The sequence below is a fragment of the Pseudomonas weihenstephanensis genome, assembly GCF_016812185.1.
Taxonomy (GTDB): Bacteria; Pseudomonadota; Gammaproteobacteria; order Pseudomonadales; family Pseudomonadaceae; genus Aquipseudomonas; species Aquipseudomonas weihenstephanensis.
The window spans coordinates 324575-339363 of the sequence record NZ_JAAEBV010000005.1 but is presented as its reverse complement, the minus strand read 5'-3'; the positions used below and the strand labels follow the sequence as shown (position 1 = coordinate 339363).

17 protein-coding genes and 1 pseudogene are annotated in these 14789 nt (G+C 56.0%); 14 read left to right on the top strand and 4 right to left on the bottom strand.

Annotation, left to right across the window (positions count from 1 at the left end; genetic code table 11):
• Nucleotides 1-94: 94 nt before the first annotated feature.
• Together GYN01_RS17685 and GYN01_RS17680 are read left to right on the top strand one after the other, a co-directional pair.
• A complete protein-coding gene (locus GYN01_RS17685; protein WP_048363694.1) occupies nt 95-766 on the top strand; it encodes a response regulator in 672 nt (223 codons plus the stop codon).
• Nucleotides 759-2168: a sensor histidine kinase gene (locus GYN01_RS17680; protein ID WP_048363400.1), complete on the top strand. Its 1410-nt coding sequence runs from the start codon at nt 759-761 to the stop codon at nt 2166-2168. Before GYN01_RS17685 ends, GYN01_RS17680 begins: the two co-directional genes overlap by 8 nt.
• Here GYN01_RS17680 and GYN01_RS17675 read toward each other — a convergent pair.
• Together GYN01_RS17675 and ygfZ are read right to left on the bottom strand one after the other, a co-directional pair.
• On the bottom strand, nt 2161-2982 hold the full coding sequence (locus tag GYN01_RS17675; protein ID WP_048363401.1) for an HDOD domain-containing protein: 822 nt from the start codon (nt 2980-2982) through the stop codon (nt 2161-2163). The two genes, GYN01_RS17680 and GYN01_RS17675, sit on opposite strands and share 8 nt — an antisense overlap.
• A 32-nt stretch (nt 2983-3014) precedes the next feature.
• Nucleotides 3015-3956, bottom strand: a complete 942-nt coding sequence (ygfZ, locus tag GYN01_RS17670) for a CAF17-like 4Fe-4S cluster assembly/insertion protein YgfZ (RefSeq protein ID WP_048363402.1) — start codon at nt 3954-3956, stop codon at nt 3015-3017.
• A 149-nt stretch (nt 3957-4105) separates the two neighbouring features.
• Here ygfZ and GYN01_RS17665 point away from each other — a divergent pair, with 149 nt between their 5' ends.
• Together GYN01_RS17665 and GYN01_RS17660 are read left to right on the top strand one after the other, a co-directional pair.
• On the top strand, nt 4106-4360 hold the full coding sequence (locus GYN01_RS17665) for an FAD assembly factor SdhE (RefSeq protein WP_048363403.1): 255 nt from the start codon (nt 4106-4108) through the stop codon (nt 4358-4360).
• On the top strand, nt 4344-4796 hold the full coding sequence (locus tag GYN01_RS17660) for a protein YgfX (protein WP_203307536.1): 453 nt from the start codon (nt 4344-4346) through the stop codon (nt 4794-4796). The genes GYN01_RS17665 and GYN01_RS17660 overlap by 17 nt, the downstream gene beginning before the upstream one ends.
• Here the strand turns inward: GYN01_RS17660 and GYN01_RS17655 are convergent.
• A pseudogene (locus tag GYN01_RS17655) lies at nt 4765-4956 on the bottom strand (L-aspartate oxidase); the annotation flags it as partial. The gene GYN01_RS17660 and the pseudogene GYN01_RS17655 overlap by 32 nt on opposite strands.
• A gap of 43 nt (nt 4957-4999) precedes the next feature.
• On the opposite strand from GYN01_RS17655, the gene GYN01_RS17650 reads away from it, so the two are divergent.
• From GYN01_RS17650 to GYN01_RS17615, 8 genes are all read left to right on the top strand, one after another.
• Nucleotides 5000-6439, top strand: coding sequence for a tyrosine-type recombinase/integrase (locus tag GYN01_RS17650; protein ID WP_203307535.1), 1440 nt, complete (start codon nt 5000-5002; stop codon nt 6437-6439).
• Between the two features lie 869 nt (nt 6440-7308).
• Nucleotides 7309-8091 carry a Rha family transcriptional regulator gene (locus GYN01_RS17645; RefSeq protein ID WP_203307534.1) on the top strand — a complete coding sequence of 261 codons (783 nt, stop codon included), beginning with the start codon at nt 7309-7311 and terminating at the stop codon, nt 8089-8091.
• 104 nt (nt 8092-8195) lie between these two features.
• Nucleotides 8196-8384 (top strand): hypothetical protein, encoded by a 189-nt coding sequence (locus GYN01_RS17640; protein WP_047282980.1) that lies wholly within the window; start codon nt 8196-8198, stop codon nt 8382-8384.
• A 28-nt stretch (nt 8385-8412) separates the two neighbouring features.
• On the top strand, nt 8413-8727 hold the full coding sequence (locus GYN01_RS17635) for a hypothetical protein (protein WP_047282979.1): 315 nt from the start codon (nt 8413-8415) through the stop codon (nt 8725-8727).
• Nucleotides 8724-9053 carry a hypothetical protein gene (locus GYN01_RS17630; protein ID WP_203307533.1) on the top strand — a complete coding sequence of 110 codons (330 nt, stop codon included), beginning with the start codon at nt 8724-8726 and terminating at the stop codon, nt 9051-9053. The genes GYN01_RS17635 and GYN01_RS17630 overlap by 4 nt, the downstream gene beginning before the upstream one ends.
• 313 nt (nt 9054-9366) lie before the next feature.
• Entirely contained in the window at nt 9367-9783 is a 417-nt protein-coding gene (locus GYN01_RS17625; RefSeq protein WP_203307532.1) for a hypothetical protein, read from the top strand.
• A 100-nt stretch (nt 9784-9883) separates the two neighbouring features.
• Nucleotides 9884-10924: a hypothetical protein gene (locus GYN01_RS17620; protein ID WP_047282976.1), complete on the top strand. Its 1041-nt coding sequence runs from the start codon at nt 9884-9886 to the stop codon at nt 10922-10924.
• Between the two features lie 162 nt (nt 10925-11086).
• Complete coding sequence (locus GYN01_RS17615) at nt 11087-11251, top strand: hypothetical protein (RefSeq protein ID WP_157774110.1); 165 nt, start codon at nt 11087-11089, stop codon at nt 11249-11251.
• A 191-nt stretch (nt 11252-11442) separates the two neighbouring features.
• Here GYN01_RS17615 and nadB read toward each other — a convergent pair whose 3' ends face one another.
• On the bottom strand, nt 11443-13059 hold the full coding sequence (nadB, locus tag GYN01_RS17610; protein WP_203307531.1) for an L-aspartate oxidase: 1617 nt from the start codon (nt 13057-13059) through the stop codon (nt 11443-11445).
• Nucleotides 13060-13579: 520 nt separating this feature from the next.
• On the opposite strand from nadB, the gene rpoE reads away from it, so the two are divergent.
• Both rpoE and GYN01_RS17600 read left to right on the top strand, forming a co-directional pair.
• Nucleotides 13580-14161, top strand: coding sequence for an RNA polymerase sigma factor RpoE/AlgU (rpoE, locus tag GYN01_RS17605; RefSeq protein WP_047277106.1), 582 nt, complete (start codon nt 13580-13582; stop codon nt 14159-14161).
• A 31-nt stretch (nt 14162-14192) separates the two neighbouring features.
• Nucleotides 14193-14783, top strand: a complete 591-nt coding sequence (locus tag GYN01_RS17600) for a sigma-E factor negative regulatory protein (RefSeq protein ID WP_048363406.1) — start codon at nt 14193-14195, stop codon at nt 14781-14783.
• Nucleotides 14784-14789: the final 6 nt, after the last annotated feature.

The window sequence follows — 14789 nt, the reverse complement described above, 5'->3', positions numbered from 1 at the left end:
CCGCGCAAAGAAACGCAGGGCCTGAGGCTGTTCAGCCGTACTTAAAAGAGGCGGCATGTGGGCAGGTCCCAATAAAAATAATGAGGATGATCCCATGCGCGTGCTTTTGGTCGAAGACCAGCCACAGCTGGCGGACAGTGTTGCTCAAGTGTTGAAAAGTACCGGTTTGACGGTGGATGTTTTGCACGATGGCGTGGCGGCCGATTTGGCGCTGGCCAGCGAAGAATATGCCGTGGTGATTCTGGATGTAGGGTTGCCACGCATGGATGGTTTCGAGGTGCTTGCCCGTTTGCGCGCGCGCGGTAAAACCCTTCCCGTGTTGATGCTGACCGCGCGCAGCGACGTCAAGGACCGCGTGCACGGGCTTAATTTAGGGGCGGATGATTATCTGGCCAAACCCTTTGAGCTGACTGAGCTTGAGGCGCGGGTCAAGGCGTTGCTGCGCCGCAGCGTATTGGGCGGCGAGCGTCAGCAGCGGTGTGGCGCGCTGGTCTACGACCTTGAGACGCGGCGCTTCACGCTGGGCGATGAGCTTGTGACCCTGACGTCGCGCGAGCAGGCAGTGCTGGAGGCGCTGATTGCGCGTCCCGGGCGGGTCATGAGCAAGGAACAATTGGCCGCCCAGGTGTTTGGCCTGGATGAAGAAGCCAGCCCCGACGCGATTGAAATCTATGTGCATCGGCTGCGTAAAAAACTGGATGCCCAGAAAGTTGCGATTGTGACCTTCCGTGGCCTGGGTTACTTGCTGGAAAGCCGTGATGCGTAAACTCGACAGCTTGCGCTGGCGACTGCTGTGGCACCTGACGTTGCTGTTGGTGGTGTTGATGCTGGCGAGCAGTTTGAGTGCCTACTTCAATGGCCGCGAAGCCGCTGACACCGCCTATGACCGAACGCTGCTGGCGTCTGCGCGTACCATTGCGGCGGGGCTGTCGCAGCGCGATGGCAGCCTGAGTGCCGACGTGCCTTACGTTGCACTCGATACGTTTGCCTACGACAGCGCGGGACGTATCTATTACCAGGTCAACGATATTCATCAGCGTCTGATCTCCGGCTACGAGCATCTGCCCGGCCCCCCGCCGGGTACTTTACGCACCGACGATTACCCGGCGCTGGCGCGTTTTTATGACGCTCAATACTTGGGGCAGAACGTGCGTGTGGTCAGCTTGCTCAAAGCGGTGAGCGAACCCAACATGAACGGCATGGCCGAGATCCGGGTGGCTGAAACCGATGAGGCGCGCGTATCGATGGCGCGCAGCCTGATGGCCGACACCTTGTTGCGCCTGGGCATGCTGGGCCTGGGCGCTTTGCTGGTGGTGTGGTTTGCGGTCAGTGCGGCGTTGCGGCCATTGGAGCGTTTGCGCACCGCCGTGGAGGAGCGCGAGCCGGATGATTTGCGGCCCTTGCCACGGGTCCCGGTGCAGCGCGAGTTGTGGCCGCTGGTACAAGCCCTCAATCATTTCACTGAGCGTCTGCGCGGTCAGTTTGAGCGCCAGGCGCAATTCATCGCCGATGCATCCCATGAGTTACGGACACCGTTGGCCGTGCTTAAGGCTCAGTTGGAGTTGGGCTTGCGTGCCCATGAGCCGGATACGTGGCGCAGCACCTTGGCGCAGGCGGTGCAAGGCACGGATCGGCTGACGCATTTGGCCAATCAATTACTGTCGCTGGCGCGTATTGAGAACGGGGCGCGCGCGATTGCAGAAGGGGGCGCGCAATTACTGGACCTCAGTCAACTGGCACGCGAACTGGGCATGGCGATGGCGCCGCTGGCCCATGCGCGTGGCGTGGCGTTAGCACTTGAGGCCGAACACCCGGTGTGGATGCACGGTGAGCCGACATTGCTCAATGAGTTACTCAGCAACCTGATGGACAACGCATTGGCCCACACCCCGGTCGGCGGCAATGTGATATTGCGCGTCATCGAGCCGGCGGTGCTGGAAGTTGAAGACGATGGGCCGGGCATTCCCTATGAAGACCGCGAGCGCGTATTTGAGCGGTTTTATCGCCGAAACCCGATGGTTGCAGGCTCGGGGCTGGGGTTGGCGATTGTGGGTGAGATCTGTCGCGCACATGTGGCGCAGATCACCCTGCACGATGGCGCGCAGGGGGGGCTGAAAGTGCGGGTCAGTTTTGTGCCTGCGACGGTGGCGCGCAGTGACGTCAGATAAACATGCTGCGGGCGGTGTTCAATTCATCGTGCAGCTTGGCGCTCATGGCATCCAGGCCCAGTTTCTTGAAGGAGGGCAATGCGTTCAGTTCAACCTTGGCAATGGCGCAATGGTCATTTTGATGGGTGAACACCGTAGCGATTTGCACCAGATCAATGTAATCGAGGTTGTCTGAATTGCGCGTGAAGTCCAGGTACTGGCCGGGTAGCTTGACCAGCATTTCAGGGAACTCCCACACGCTGAGCAGTTTGTCGCCGATCAAGGGGTGGATGTTTTCGATGACGTGATTGAGCGACACCGGGTCCGAGAGCAGTTCGTTGTGCTCTTCGGCGTAGGTCAGAATCGGCAGCACCCCAATTTGATGAACCAGACCGCCCAGTGCAGCCTGATCCGGTTTCAGTTGGGTGTAGCGTCTGCACAAGGCATAACAGATGCCAGCGATTTCCAGGCTTTGACGCCACACCTCGCGCATTTTCTGTTCGACCACGTCAGAGCGTGCATGGAAGATTTGCTCCATGACCAGCCCGATGGCCAGGTTGCTGCTGTAATTGACCCCCAGGCGCGTAATGGCTGTGTGCAGGTCGGTGACTTCCTGAGTGGCGCGCAACAGCGGACTGTTAACCACTTTAATCAGGCGGGCAGACAGCGCGGTGTCACGGCCAATGACTTTGCTTAAATGACTGACACTGATATCAGGGTTTTCAGCGGCCTTGCGGATGTTCAAGGCTACTTCGGGTAGCGTGGGCAGAACCAGGTCATCTTTATCAATAGCCTGAATCAAATCCTTTTGGACTTTATGCGCCAACGTGCTCATTTCTGTTCTCTGGGGGTTTCAAGGTACGGCAATTAGCGCTGGATCTCGCGATCACGGTCCAGTTGATAGGGCAGGTCCATCAGCGACAGCGCAGGCCCTTGTAAATCACCGACATGCACATCGCCTGACTGCGCCGCTTCGGCTTGCAGAACGGCCAGTAATTCAACACCGTGTTCGCTTCGGGCGCCGATCACCACTTCGCCAATGGCGCTGCTATGAGTGGGGGCAAACAGCGGAGTTCCCGGTAATGGCACGTCATTGCCTGTAAGCGACAGGCGGTAGAGGTGGCGTTTGAGCTTGCCCAGATACTGCATGCGCGCAACGATCTCCTGACCCGTGTAGCAGCCTTTTTTGAAGCTCACGCCGCCCACTGCCTGCAGGTTGATCATTTGCGGGATAAACAGCTCGCGGGTTTGCGCCATGACTTGGCCGATACCGGCGCGGATTTGGCCCAGTAGCCAATCATTAAGCTCGGCTTGAGGCAACTGAGCCTCCAGTTGGCGAGTCAGGGTGGGCGCCTGCTCGGCAGGCGCCCACAGTTCGGTACGGCCTTCAGAGGCGCGAACCGCGATCAAGTCGTTGGCGCGCGCTACGCTGTCGGTGTCGGCAGGCAGGTGCAGGCCCAGGCTCGCAAGCACGTGGTCGGCCTGTACCAGGCCAAAACGCACCCAGTTAGTGCTGTCATCGGTAAGCGTGGACTTTGAAAACACGGCGTACTTTTTCAGGTCGGCCAATTGTGGTTCTACCAGTTCGCGGGCCATCGCCAGCAAGCAGCCGTCGGGCTGAAGGACGATGCGGAAACTCGATTGCATCCGGCCTTTTTGCGTGCAGCGGGCGCCGAGGCTTGCGCGCGTGTCGCTCAAGTAATTGAGGTTGCAGGTCAACTGCCCCTGTAAAAACTTGCTCGCGTCATTGCCGCGAACAGCAAGCACGCCTTCGTGCGTCAGGGTGCAGAAAAAAGCAGAGTCGGCCATGGTTCATCGCAGGTCAAAAAGTCTGGGACACATCATAGAGGTGCGTTCTGCAAATGGATAGTTCGCGTAGGACCGGTGGAGACCGACCAAAGCCGACTGGTCTCTGGCAGAACGGTCTGTATACTTGCGCACTATTTGAGGAGCGCTCCATGGTCGAAGATGTTGAACTCAATCGTCTTTACTGGCACAGCCGCCGCGGCATGCTTGAACTTGACGTGCTGTTGGTGCCTTTCGTCAAAGAGGTATACGCCACGCTGAACGACGTAGACCGCGAGTGCTATCGCAAGCTGCTTGAGTGCGAAGACCAGGACATGTTCGGCTGGTTTATGGAGCGCAGCGAGTCCGAAGACCCGGAGTTGCAGCGCATGGTTCGCATGATCCTGGATCGTGTCCAGCCCAAGTAATTTTTTCGAATGCCGCTGGCGTGCTTCCGGGCACTTGCTGGCGGCGTATCTTGCAGCCCAGACGCTGGCGCTGATCGCAATCTGCCTTCTTTCTATACCTGCCTGGGCTCAAGTGCTGGGGGCTTTTGTGTGTTTGAGCCACGGGGTTTGGGTGTGGCCACGGCATATCCGCCTGACCCATCCCGCGGCCATTAGCGGCTTGCGGCGTAATGCTGAGGGTTGGCAGTTGTGGAGTCGCGCTAACGGTTGGCAGGCTGTTCAACTGCGTCGCGACAGTGTCGCGTTGCCTGCGTTGGTGATTGTGCGTTTTAGTCTTCGAGGCGAGCGTTGGGTGCGTGCGGCTTGCATACCCTGCGACGCGCTGGCGCCCGATCAGCACCGGCGCCTGCGCGTGCGGCTCAAGTTCAGTCGGCGTAGGTGGCTGGCACCAGAATAGTGTCCAGTGCCTCGGGCAGCATGTGCGGGTAGTCGAGTGTGTAATGCAGGCCGCGCGACTCCTTTCTGGCCATCGCGCTGCGGATCATCAGTTCGGCCACTTGCGCCAGGTTGCGCAACTCGATCAAGTCGCGGCTGACTTTATAGTTGCTGTAGAACTCGACCCTATGAGGCTAAACCCAATGGATACAGGGGTTTCAGCCGATGACCGTCAACCACCGCTCCCCAAGTGGGACAAACCTGTTACAAACTGCGCTCGCCAAGCCGTACCACTATCGCCGGTCTGGTCGCTATTACCTTCGCCTTCGCCCTCAAGGAACCCTTAAGGGCTTCTTCACGCTGTCACTCAGGACTACCGACAAGGCCACCGCAATGACCATCTCCGACGACATCCTTTCGACTCTCAAGGCTTACCACTTGGACAACCCTGAGGCGTCATGGGACGAACTCCGTGAGCGCTTGATTGAGTTCGCTGAATACAACCTGACGATGGCACACGGTGATAGCTCGCTGGTCGCTTACGAGATGATCAACGATGAGCATCACTTGGCGCTTCGTAAGGCATCCGCAAAGCTGCCCCTGAGCATCAATCAGCAACGGGCAGTGAGTAAGGCACTTGAGATCCTTGATGCCTCACAGGAGCGTATGCGCGGACGGTCGGGAAAACTGGTCGAGATCGTGAAGGACCTCAACGAAGAAACTTGTGGCATGTCTTTGGCCCTCTCCTTGCCTTCATCTGTAAACGCTTCTTCGGGTCTTACCTTCAAGTCCCTTTCTGCGCTCTACATGGAGGAGCGCAAAGACAGCATTCAGGCCAGCACCATGCGGGACGTGAAGTCATCGTGTGAGGCTATCGGCGTGATCCTTGGCGACTTGGACATGAAGACCCACACACGGGAGGACATGAAGAATCTGAGGGACAAGCTCCTTGAGGTCCGTAAGCCTTCAACGGTTAAGAAGGTGCTGACCCGGCTATCGACCGTCATGGATTGGGCTGTGAATAACGGCTATCTCGACAAGAGTTTCGATAAGGGTCTGAAGCCAACGAAAGGTGCTGACAGCTCCCGTGAGGCGCTCTCTCAGGATCAGGTAAAGGCCCTGATGGCTCACGCTAAGTCGCTTCCAGTGGACGCTTGGCAGCGCTGGGCGTTGTCCCTCGGGGTGATCACTGGGACCCGTATTGAGGAACTGAGGCAGTTGACCGAGGATGACGTTAAGCAGGTTGGGGACGTGTGGGTCATCGACATCAATAGGAACGATGGCAAGACAGCCAAGACCAAGAATGCTCTGCGTGTCGTACCGTTGACTGACGGTGCCTACGGGTTTGACCTTAAGGCGTTCCTTGAGTTTGTCAGGAAGGCCGACTCTCGCCTGTTCACCTTGGGAGCTGGTCAGTTCTCGAACGTGCTTAATGGGGCGCTACGGGATGTCTTGAGCTTGAAAGCTGATCGGACCCAGACCTTCCACTCGTTGCGTCACTCTCTGGCCGGTGCCCTGAAGGCCGCTGAAGTGCCTGTGGGGACCGCTGAGTCCATCTTGGGGCACGCCTCGGGGTCGATCAGTTATGACCTGTACGGGGCTGGGAGTGCGGTTGAGGTAAAACGAATGGCCGAAGCTCTGATTGAGGCATTATCAGAAGGCTGATTCGAGGGTCGCTGGAATAGACCTTGACAGGATCGTAAAGGCCCTGAGTGTGGTTCGGAAAGATGACTGATAGCTGACCAATAGTCACGGTGGATACTGAAGGGTGCCTTAGGGTGCCCTTCTTTGTGTCTGTCCCATGCTTATGCACAATCTGTTTTTAAACCCTCACCCATAGGAGGAAGACCCATAGCGGTTCCCCTACCAGTGCCAGCCAGTGACCACAAAGGTTGCTGAGCTGAGCAAGGCTTGATCGTACAGTGACCACCATATCCAGACGATCAAGCACCTAAGCAACGCTCCTGAGGGAGATCGTTGGGTCCAGCACTGAGGACCACCATAGCGATTCTGTCTGTCTGCCCTGAAGAGGGTGTGATTGACCTTTAACAGGTTTGGGCCTCCTGTTACTGATCGCATGGTTAACGGGGCCTTTTACTTAAAGATCCCTTTATATTAACTCTTATATTAATCATTATATTAATCATTATATAAATCATTAAGTAAGAGCACTTAAAGAACTTATAGACCCTTTAAGATAAGTACATTGGTTCTATCGAACACAATTAAACAGCAACTTAAAGTTACCGCTAAGTTCCATTAGTGGTATTTGGGTCTCCCACCGAGGTGACTGCCCGGTCCAGAACGTGACCAGAAGATCCAATCGGGTCCAAAACCTGACTGACTTTAAAACCCTCACCTATACAGGGAAGGATGCACACACATTCTCGACCTCAACCAAACGACCTGTCGCAAGGTCTCCCATATCACCAAGTCTTTCTGAATGTTCCTTGAGCCGTTACCGATGCCCGTAGAGGGGCCTTGGTGGTCGGTAATGGGTGCGAACTCAGGGAGCATTCAAAAAGGAAACTCTAATGCTTAATACTATGAACGAAATCACCATGAGCACCGTTGAAATTGCAGCCATGACTGGCAAGCGTCATGACAACGTTCTGCGAGATGCTGACCGAGCCATTGAATTGGTCACTGGAAAGATGGCCTCAGATTTGAGGGCATCTATCGGGGCAACTGAGGCTATTTATCAAGACGCATACAAACGCGATAAACGGATGTTGGTCCTAAACAAACAGATGGTCTTCACCGTCATTACTGGCTACGACACTTCACTGCGTTACACGATTATCGGTCGATGGATTGAACTTGAATTGGCTGCAAACCCTGCGTTTGGGTCTCAGGCAATTACTGACACTCTTATTGACCTTCAGTCACGTGTGGACATGATGGCTCCGGCATATGCTGAACACACCCGTAAAGGGACCCGAGAGGGCTATACGTGGCGCGAGGCTTGCCGACTGGCAGACGTTGAGCACCCCGACAAGGTGTTGGCAATGTTCAAAGCTAAGGGCCTTGTACGGACCTCTGAGGGCCTTACAGAGATACACCCGAAGTACATCGAGCGGGGTCACGCCAAGGCTGTCAACCAGCGTAACAAAGCTGTGAAGCTGACCGGTCACCTCTTCAGGATCACCCACAAGGGTCTCACCGAGTGGCTGCAACCTAAGTCTGAGTTAATCGCCAAGGCCCTTAAGGATCACCTCAAGGTTCGCCCTGTGCTGGATGAGGATGGCTTTGTGGTCGCCATTACAGGTGAAGGCTCCAATGGTCAAACCGTGTTCGATATTGCAACCAAACTTTGAGTCACACCCTAAGACTGCCCTGAGGCCCTTATGCCTTGGGGCTTTCTTTGAGTAGACGACACGAAAAGTCTAATAACCCTCACCTATACAGGAGAAACCTGACCATGACCGCTAACGAATACCGCTATGCCCAATACAACACCCGTAAAGGAATCCTGTCGAGGGCTGAGCGTTCCCGACTGTTCCTGTTCCTGAAGTTGGACCTTGAAGGTGCATCCCTTGGGACCATCCGTGAGGTCCTCACACGCACTGAGCGTGACCGTAAGGCTCGCCAACAACGCCGGACATACTAACCCGCCAGTCATTAAGGAGAACCTTGACATGACCTTTATAGAACGCCTTAACCATATCGCTGCATCCCCGGTAACTCGGGGTCGACTCATTGCGCTGCGTCACGTTTGGCAAGCGCCGCGCCAGCGACCTCCACTTAAGGACTCTGAAGGTTATGGGGTCAACTTAATGCTACTTCGTCAACACCTGACCGCGACCAATCCTGTTCTGCTGAAACTCGTAGACCTGATCATTGAATCAGACCTGAGTTTAGATGCTGTCCTTATGGTCCCGTTAAGTGTCCCGCTTGTGCGTACACAACCAATCATTATCGACACGTTAAAACTTGGGAGAACCTTCAAGTGAACTTAACAACTAACACACTCGCAATGGCGAACGCCGTAGACCGAGAAGAAAGCAAGATGCGCGCCTTGACCCTTGACGTACTGGACCGCCTTGAAAGCGCTGGTCTGGTCGAATGCTTGGTTGTCTCAGGCGGCAACCGTATGTGGTCCCATCGGACTCCCGTTGTGGGGTCCTATTGGCTGGCCCGTGAGATCGACCGCCGTGATGGCCGTGGCCGTGCCGCTAAGGCAATTGAAATAGATGAACGTGTGCTGATGTCGATCATCGCCCTAACTCACCGTGAGGACCATCGTGCGTCCCTTGCGACCCTGTATCCCAACGGGTGACCGCTGAGCTGTTTGAAGACTGGGGCATTGATACCACCAAGTAACTTATAGGGACCGTGGCGGGTCCTTATCCCCTTTATACACATGGCAGTTTAAAACCCTCACCCATAGGAGGAAGAGTAATTTCCTTACCGACTTTTGCCGTCCGCCATCGGCTTACAGGTTCCCGCAAGATCCACCAAAGAACCTAACCCAACCCAAAACCAGAACCCATAAGAAAGACCTGAGGACACAGAGCGGCTTCTCCTTTGCCTCTGGTCTCTGTGCGCCTATGCGGCAGGTCTTCCTTATGTGTCTAATAGGAGACACTACTATGCAACTGAATATCCAAAACAAAACTTCTGAGACTGTTGAAGTTCAAGGTCAAACCGTAACTATCGCCTTCGCTGAAGGTGTGATGTTGTCAGGTCTGCTCGCTGGCTGTGGTCGTAACTTCGCCAAGCAAAGCTCTATCGTTGAACAGTACATGGACGCTGAACTGTCCGTTAAGGCGTTCCCTGAGATTGCCCGTAGCGTGGCCAATGAGCGCGCCGAGCGACGTGCCTACGAGGCAAAGCGTCTTCAGGAAGCCCGTGAACATGCTGAGCGTGTGGCCTCGTATGCGACTCCAAGTGACCTTGAGGTCGCTCGTCGTCGTGCTAAGCGTGAGGCCCGTGAGGAAGAGATGCGTGCCCGTGGTGCTGCAATCCGTGCTGCCAATGGTCGATCCACTTGGAACTCCGGGGAGTAACCCGTGGGTGACCTTCTGACCAACATTGTTTTACCTCTGGTGACGCTGGCCCTTGCTGGCGTCCCTTTGAACCTTTCCCGACTTTCTTAAGGAGTACCCTATGATCAATTCCAAGACTACCGACCACCGTGACGCCCGTGACCGTCAGACCCCTGTGACCCACTTCGATGAAGCCTCTTGGGGTCATGGTGGGAACATCCAGTTCAACACTCAGGCATCGACTACCGCTCAGACCACTGACGTGAGTGTTGCCGTTGAGGCCATTACGGACGCCCTTGACGATCACTTCAATGGTGGTGATTGGGCTGCTATTGCCCATGACTCTATCCCCTGTGAGATCCGCCCTAAGGGCACTGAGCCAACTCCGGTTCAACTGGTCAACATGGCTAATCGCACCATTGAGTTCGACCCACGCCAGTCGATCTATGACCGCTCTAAGATCAGCAAGGGCGAAGCTATTGTGGGTGACGTGATCTTCACTGAGCCGACTGATACTGCTGCGCTGTTCTCTTCTCGTGTGACCCTGTTGGATGCTCACTTGGTCGCTGGCTTTACGTCCCACTCGCTGGGCCAGATGATGGACAAATGGATGAAGGACTTTGAGAAGGACTGTGGTTCAACTATCGCTGACATCCTGATCAAATCCCCAAGTACCCATAAGGTCTCCGTTAAGGACCCTTCAAAGCTCCCTCGTGAGCGTGCTGAGGACCTGATCGACATCCTTACGGTCTCCATGAACCAATCGGTGGGTAACTCCCTGAGTGAGTTCGTGTTGCTGATGCACCAATCGGAACAAGGTGTCTTGGAGCGTGCTGCCCATCGTGCAGGCGTGGACGACATTGAGGACCTGTTGGGCTGCCGTACTCAGTTCTACTCGGGCACTAACCGTGGCATCTTCATGTTGCCTAAAGGCTTTGCCTCCCTGTCGTTCCGTCAAGGTAATGATGGTGACGTATGGCAACTGCACTCGACCCGTAACTCAAGCATCCAAGGCTGGGACATCGAAATCACCGGTATCGCTGACGTAATGGCTCAGGCCAAGGTCAAGCTGAAGCTGGCGAACCCAGCGGACCCTACTGAGAAACTTCAGGTTGAGACCGTAGCGTTCCCGTTGATCACTTGCGTGGTCGCCAAGTCGTAACACTCGCAGCATCCATAGGGCCCTTCACGGGCCTTGTGGGCTGACCTGAGCGTCTACCCCAGCCGGTGGACTTTCAGTTGAGCCCATGTGCAATGCGTTGCTATGCCAAATGTGCAGGGCAATGATCCACATTCAATCTCACATTTCACGTAGGAGACCGCTATGGCCGCCAAGAAACCATGGTTGGCCGTCCTCAAGGCTATCGCTATGTCGAAAGCCACGTGGAAGCTGATGGGCACCGTTGCGGTTCTTTACGGTGCAACGCACGGCGAGCTGATAGCTGAAATGGTCGGGGAGGTCGTAGCGAATACGTTAGGTGCCCTTTGATAATCCGACACAAAATTCCGTGAGACCACCTGTCATAGCTAACCTGCGCGCGTACCCCCGTAGGCCCTCGCACGCTCGTATGGGCGCACGTTAAGGACCCTTGCGGGCAGGCGATAAGGACCCTTGCGTTGGGACAAATGTGTGCCAAAGCTGTTACAAACTGGGGTCCTATGGTGCTACGCTATGGTCTCCTAACGTGCCTCAAAGGTTGGTGTAAGGATCGTATCCTTCGCCTCTGGCAGCAGCTCTGGATAGTCCAGTGTGTAGTGCAGACCTCGAGATTCCTTACGTTCCATGGCAGACCTGATCATCAGTTCCGCTACTTGAGCAAGGTTCCTCAACTCAATCAGGTCTCTGCTTACTCGGTAGTTGCTGTAGAACTCGTCAATTTCATCCAGCAATAGCCGAACCCGGTGCTGTGCCCGTTGCAAGCGCTTGTTGGTGCGCACGATACCCACGTAGTCCCACATGAAGCGCCGCAGTTCATCCCAGTTGTGGGCGATGATCACGTCTTCGTCCGAATCGGTCACCTGGCTCGCATCCCAGCTGGGTAAGGCCACTGGAATGGCGATGTGCTGCAATTGAGCCAAAATATCGGTGGCAGCTGCGCGGCCATACACGAAACACTCCAGCAAGGAGTTGCTGGCCATGCGATTGGCGCCGTGCAGGCCAGTGAAACTGGTCTCGCCGATGGCATAGAGGCCGGGTACATCGGTGCGCCCATGCGCGTCGACCATGACCCCGCCGCAGGTGTAATGCGCGGCTGGCACCACGGGGATGGGCTGGCGGGTGATGTCGATGGAAAACCCAAGGCAGCGCTCATAAACCGTCGGGAAATGGGTCTTGATGAACGTTTCGGATTTATGGCTGATGTCCAGGTACACGCAATCAATGCCCAGGCGCTTCATTTCGTGGTCGATGGCCCGGGCGACAATATCGCGCGGGGCCAGTTCGCCGCGCGGGTCAAAGCGCTGCATGAAGCGCTCGCCGTTTGGTAGCTTTAAATGTGCCCCTTCGCCACGCAGGGCTTCGGTGATCAAAAAGCTTTTGGCTTGCGGGTGATACAGGCAGGTGGGGTGGAACTGGTTGAATTCCAGGTTCGCAACGCGACAGCCCGAGCGCCACGCCATCGCAATGCCGTCACCGCAGGCGCCGTCCGGATTGCTGGTATAGAGGTAGACCTTGGCGGCGCCGCCGGTGGCCAAAATCGTAAAGCGCGAGCCGAAAGTGTCTACTTCACCTGTGGCGCGATTGAGCACGTAGGCCCCCAGGCAGCGATCACCGTCCAGCCCGAGCCGGCGCTCGGTAATCAGATCAACGGCCACCCGTTGTTCAAGCAATTCAATGTTGGGGCGTTGGCGTGCCTGTTCGAGCAGGGTTTTGAAAATCGCGGCCCCCGTTGCGTCGGCTGCGTGGATGATGCGCCGGTGGCTGTGCCCGCCTTCGCGGGTGAGGTGGAACTCAAAACCCGGGTGCTGCGGGTCGACGGCTTCATCGCGGGTGAAGGGTACGCCTTGATCGATCAGCCACTGAATGGCCTCGCGACTGTGCTCGACAGTGAAACGCACGGCATCTTCATGGCACAGGCCACCGCCGGCGTTGAGGGTGTCTTCAACGTGGGATTGCACCGTGTCGGTGTCATCGAGCACGGCGGCAACACCGCCTTGTGCCCAGAACGTCGAGCCGTTGGCCAGATCGCCCTTGCTCAGCACTGCAATGCGCATGTGGCCGGGCAATGTAAGTGCCAGGCTCAAACCGGCAGCACCGCTGCCAATCACCAGCACATCATGTTGAAAATGTTGGCTCATTCTTCTGACATCCGCAAAAAAGCGCCCACTAGTATATAGAGGGGGGGATCGGCACAATAGCCGGGCCTTTATGGCATTGTGAAACTACAGCGGGCACGAAGTGTGCCTCACTCGCAGGCGGTCTGTATGCCGGTATGCAGAATTTTTTGCCGGTGCAGGCCGGGTTTAAGCGTGTGCAGAGGCTCATGCGTGGGGCTGTGTTGCAATGAGTGGTACCTCGCTCGGATTAATTGAACTTTTCCTATAGGCCAATGTTCCATAGAGGGTTGCCCATCGTGAAGGGGGACAGCGTTGGCTTTAACGCGGGCGGGCTTGAGGTACGGCCCACAGCAGATAAGCCTGACGACAAGATTATTGACGCAGCCGGCAAGGCCCGAGCTGCGTTTTCGTGCGCGCCAAATCCGAGTGCGCAGGAAACTTACCAGGGGGGGAGAGAACTTTTGCGTAAAGCCCGAGTCTATGTTTGCAAGCCTGATCAATTAGCACAGCAATCTCCCTCTCGGTCTTATGAGGAGTATTCATGCTAACCCAGGAAGAGGATCAGCAGCTGGTCGAGCGCGTACAGCGTGGCGACAAGCGTGCATTCGATCTGCTAGTGCTGAAATACCAGCACAAAATTCTCGGGTTGATCGTGCGGTTTGTGCACGACACCCATGAAGCCCAAGACGTTGCACAAGAAGCCTTCATCAAGGCTTACCGGGCACTCGGTAATTTTCGCGGCGACAGCGCCTTTTATACATGGCTGTACCGCATCGCCATTAACACGGCTAAAAATTACCTGGTATCACGGGGTCGACGTCCGCCAGACAGTGATGTGAGTTCTGAAGATGCTGAGTTTTACGATGGTGACCACGGTCTGAAAGATCTGGAATCGCCGGAGCGTGCTTTGCTCCGCGATGAGATCGAAGGTACCGTTCATCGCACGATTCAGCTGTTACCAGAAGATCTACGAACGGCGTTAACTTTACGTGAGTTTGATGGTCTGAGTTACGAGGACATTGCGAGCGTCATGCAATGCCCGGTGGGTACCGTGCGCTCCCGGATTTTCCGCGCCCGGGAAGCCATTGATAAAGCCCTGCAACCTTTGTTGCAGGAAACCTGAGACAGCGGCGACAGCCAAGAGAGGAACCGCCATGAGTCGTGAAGCCCTGCAGGAATCGCTGTCCGCGGTGATGGATAACGAAGCGGACGAACTGGAACTACGTCGGGTATTGAATGCCTTTGACGATTCGCACACCCGTGACACCTGGTCTCGTTACCAAGTGGCACGTGCTGCGATGCACAAGGATTTGATGATTCCACGCCTGGACATCGCATCTGCTGTATCGGCTGCATTGGCCGAGGAACAAACCCCGGTCAAAGTGGCCTCCAGCCCCTGGAAAAGCATTGGGCGTCTGGCAGTTGCAGCGTCGGTGACAGTCGCTGTGTTGGCCGGTGTAAGGCTCTACAACCAGGATGACATCGTCGGTGCACAGCTTGCTCAGCAAGGTACTCAGCCGAGCATGACCGCGCCGATGGTTAAAGGCCCTGCCGTACTGGCAAACTACAAAGAGAGCGCTGACCAGGCCCCGGGCCCTATGGCCAATGGTGTTCTGCAAGGTCAGTCAGGTTGGCAGGATCAACGTTTGCCGGGTTACCTGCGTCAGCATGCCCAGCAAGCTGCGATGAAAAGCACTGAGGGTGTACTTCCTTACGCTCGAGCCGCCAGTCTGGAAAACCGTTAAGGCCAT

Bases quoted from the DNA above. Each gene is read 5' to 3' on its own strand.
- GYN01_RS17685 (WP_048363694.1), top strand. From the start codon at position 95: ATGCGCGTGCTTTTGGTCGAAGACCAGCCACAGCTGGCGGACAGTGTT.
- GYN01_RS17680 (WP_048363400.1), top strand. From the start codon at position 759: ATGCGTAAACTCGACAGCTTGCGCTGGCGACTGCTGTGGCACCTGACG.
- GYN01_RS17675 (WP_048363401.1), bottom strand. From the start codon at position 2,982: ATGAGCACGTTGGCGCATAAAGTCCAAAAGGATTTGATTCAGGCTATT.
- ygfZ (WP_048363402.1), bottom strand. From the start codon at position 3,956: ATGGCCGACTCTGCTTTTTTCTGCACCCTGACGCACGAAGGCGTGCTT.
- GYN01_RS17665 (WP_048363403.1), top strand. From the start codon at position 4,106: ATGGTCGAAGATGTTGAACTCAATCGTCTTTACTGGCACAGCCGCCGC.
- GYN01_RS17650 (WP_203307535.1), top strand. From the start codon at position 5,000: ATGACCGTCAACCACCGCTCCCCAAGTGGGACAAACCTGTTACAAACT.
- GYN01_RS17645 (WP_203307534.1), top strand. From the start codon at position 7,309: ATGCTTAATACTATGAACGAAATCACCATGAGCACCGTTGAAATTGCA.
- GYN01_RS17640 (WP_047282980.1), top strand. From the start codon at position 8,196: ATGACCGCTAACGAATACCGCTATGCCCAATACAACACCCGTAAAGGA.
- GYN01_RS17635 (WP_047282979.1), top strand. From the start codon at position 8,413: ATGACCTTTATAGAACGCCTTAACCATATCGCTGCATCCCCGGTAACT.
- GYN01_RS17625 (WP_203307532.1), top strand. From the start codon at position 9,367: ATGCAACTGAATATCCAAAACAAAACTTCTGAGACTGTTGAAGTTCAA.
- GYN01_RS17620 (WP_047282976.1), top strand. From the start codon at position 9,884: ATGATCAATTCCAAGACTACCGACCACCGTGACGCCCGTGACCGTCAG.
- GYN01_RS17615 (WP_157774110.1), top strand. From the start codon at position 11,087: ATGGCCGCCAAGAAACCATGGTTGGCCGTCCTCAAGGCTATCGCTATG.
- nadB (WP_203307531.1), bottom strand. From the start codon at position 13,059: ATGAGCCAACATTTTCAACATGATGTGCTGGTGATTGGCAGCGGTGCT.
- rpoE (WP_047277106.1), top strand. From the start codon at position 13,580: ATGCTAACCCAGGAAGAGGATCAGCAGCTGGTCGAGCGCGTACAGCGT.
- GYN01_RS17600 (WP_048363406.1), top strand. From the start codon at position 14,193: ATGAGTCGTGAAGCCCTGCAGGAATCGCTGTCCGCGGTGATGGATAAC.